Genomic DNA, 2,768 nt, shown 5'->3' with positions numbered 1-2,768 from the left:
CTGCGCGGTGGACGAGTTCGGCGGGTTGATGAAGAGGTGGTTCTCGCGGACCTCCAGCTCCATCGGCCCGGGCCGCCCGGAACCCTTGATGGTGTCGACGAGCTGCCCGTTCGCGTCGAAGGAGTACACCGTGCCGGTGGTCTCGTCGGCGCAGTAGAACCGGCCCGCCCAGGCCACCGCCGGGCTCAGCTCCCCGCCCGCGCCGGGCACCGTGAACCGCTGCACCTCGGCGGCGTCGCGGACCACGTGCACCTTCCGCTCGCCGCTCACCGTGACCGGCACCTGCGGGCCGGTGGTGCGCGTCGGCAGGCTGCCCGGGGCGGTCATCGTCAGGTTGGCCCGCTGCGTCTGCCCGGCCCGCACGGTGACCAGCGAGGCGGAGGTGCGGTCGAGCACCGCTACCCCCTCGTCCAGCGTGGACACGACCAGCTCGTGGGCCGGCTCCGCCACCTCGTACGTCTCGACGCGCTTCGGGCTGAGCCCGGCGGGCGGCGCGGCGCCCGGGGTGGCCGGCAGCTCGGCGGCCGTGACGGCGGAGACGGTGCCCTCGCTCGGCACCGCGATCCACAGCTTGCCGGCACCGTCGAACGCCCCGCCCGTGATGCCCGGCGGGTAACGCACCGGCTCACCCACCGGGGTCAGCGACCGCGGGTCGAGCTGCCGGACGATGCCCTGCACCGCGTCGACGACGAACGCCTCGTCCTCGTGCAGGGCGACGCTCACCCCGAGGCCCGGCGCGGTCGGCGTGGTCGCGGTGATCTGGAGGGTGGCCAGGTCCAGCGAGCTGACCTGGCCGGTGTTCAGATCGCGCAGGATCAGCAGCCGGTCGGTCTGGGCGACCTGCATCTGGTGCCGGCGCCCGCCGGGCACCTCCATCCGGGTGTCCACCCGGGCCGTCACCCCGTTGACCCGGGCCAGCTCGCTGCGGCTGGTGCTCCACAACCAGGAGGCGGCGTCGTAGTTGGCCACCGCGTTGTCGGCGGCGCCCAGGCCGAGCACGGTCAACCCCATGGCGGCCAGCAGCGCGGCCACGGTGCCGATGGTCACCAGCCCGCCCCGCATCCGGGACCGGGGGCGGGCCGTCTCCGGCCCGGTGCTCGTGACGCTCTCGATGGTGGTCACTGGCGGCTGCCTCCCCGCGTCGGTGGGGGAGGGCGGCACGCGCGGTCGACCCTCCCCAGAGCCGGGAGCCATCATAGGGGCCGGCCGGGACCGGTGGAACCCGCACCGTCCTCCTGTGGACACCGAGCGTGTCGTTGCGGCCGCTAGTTCGGCGTCGTGCCACCCTCCCGGTCGGTGCAGACCTGACCCGAGGTGGCGTAGGTGTCCGTCGAGTAGACGGCCAGCACCGTGAAGCAGTAGTCCAGCTTCGGACTCAGCCCGTTCACCGTGTAGCGGGTCTGCCCGGCGTCCACCGTGGCCATCACCCCCAACTTCTGCCCGGCCCGCCCGCCGGCCACCACGAACGGCACACCGCCGCCCGTCGGGTCGGTCCAGGTGACCGTGATCGTGGTGGTGTCGTCCTGCAACCGCAGGTCACCCGGCGGTGGACCGCTCACCTTCGGCTTCGCCGCCGTCGGTGCCGGCGCGGGCGGCGGCGCCGGGTCACGGTTGAGCAGCACGGCGCCCACCCCGACGGCGGCCGCCACCACGACCACCACGATGCCCGCCACCAGGGCCACCACCGTCCGGTTGCGGCCACGCGCCTCCGGCTCCTCCGCCGCCGGGTACGCGGCCGGCTGGTGGAACGCCGGCGGCACCGCCGGCCAGGCACCCTGGCTCGGGTACGGCTCCGGGGCCGGCTGTTGCGACTCGGGGAAGTCCAGCAACCCGTCGTAGACCGGCAGCGGTCGCGGCGTGTCCTCCCCGCTCTCCGGTGCGGGGACCGGGTCCGGGTCCACCGTGTCGGGCTCGTCCACGACGGGCTCGGGACGGGGATCGCCCGGCCGGTCGAGGCCCTGCGGCGGGGCGGCGCTGCTCCACGGCGGCGCGGTCATCCCCCACGGCGGCACGGGCGAGGCGCTGACCGGCGCCGCGGCCGGCGGCCCGCTCACCGGCGGCGGGTACCCGGGCGGGCCACTGACCGGGTATCCGGCCGGTGGCACCGTCCCGGACGGTGGGCCGCTGGCGGGTGGTGCGCTGAACGGTGGGCCGCTGGCGGGTGGTGCGCTGAACGGCGGGTTGCCGCCCGGCGGGGTGGCGAAGGGTGTGCCCGTGCCCGGCCCAGCGCCGGCCGGGGGAGCGCTGACCGGCGGGGGCGGAGGCGGCACGGCGCTTCCCTGCGGAGGCGACGCGGGACCATCGACAGCCGGCGGAAGGGGCGCCCCGCTGATGGGTGGGCCGCTGACGGGCTGCGGCGGGAAGGGCGTGCCGCTGACCGGCGGACCGCTCACCGGGGGCGCACTCACCGGGTCGGTGCTCACCGGGGGCGCACTCACCGGGTCCACGCTCGCCGGGGGCGCGCTCACGGGCGAGTTGCCCGCCGGGGGCCCGCTGACGGGCGGGCTGCTCACCGGAGCGGCCGCGCCCGGCGGCGAGGCGCCGATCCGCTCGGCCTCCTCCCGGAGCAGGGGGCCGATCTGCTGCACCTGGATGGTCGGCTTGTCCCACCCCGGCACCGGGGCAGCTGGGGTGTCGCCCCCGCCGGGCTCGCCGCCCGTGGCCGGCTGGCCGGGCGTCCGATGTGGCGGGACGGCCGTCGCCGGTGTGGCCGCCGGCGGGGTCGGGATGGGCGCCGCGGCCGGCGCGGTGGGCACCGGCGGGGCGGA

General features: G+C 76.8%; 1 protein-coding gene and 2 pseudogenes. 1 reads left to right on the top strand and 2 read right to left on the bottom strand.

What is annotated here, in order from left to right; all coding sequences use genetic code 11:
* A pseudogene (locus F8274_RS30370) lies at positions 1–1,062 on the bottom strand (hypothetical protein); the annotation flags it as partial.
* A 203-nt stretch (positions 1,063–1,265) separates the two neighbouring features.
* Positions 1,266–2,054 (bottom strand): fibronectin type III domain-containing protein, encoded by a 789-nt coding sequence (locus F8274_RS30365; protein WP_225854045.1) that lies wholly within the window; start codon positions 2,052–2,054, stop codon positions 1,266–1,268.
* A gap of 277 nt (positions 2,055–2,331) precedes the next feature.
* Between F8274_RS30365 and F8274_RS30360 the strand changes: the two are divergent.
* A pseudogene (locus tag F8274_RS30360) lies at positions 2,332–2,768 on the top strand (hypothetical protein); the annotation flags it as partial.

This window comes from Micromonospora sp. AMSO31t (assembly GCF_008868175.1).
GTDB lineage: Bacteria > Actinomycetota > Actinomycetes > Mycobacteriales > Micromonosporaceae > Micromonospora.
This window is presented reverse-complemented; position numbering and strand designations above follow the sequence as displayed.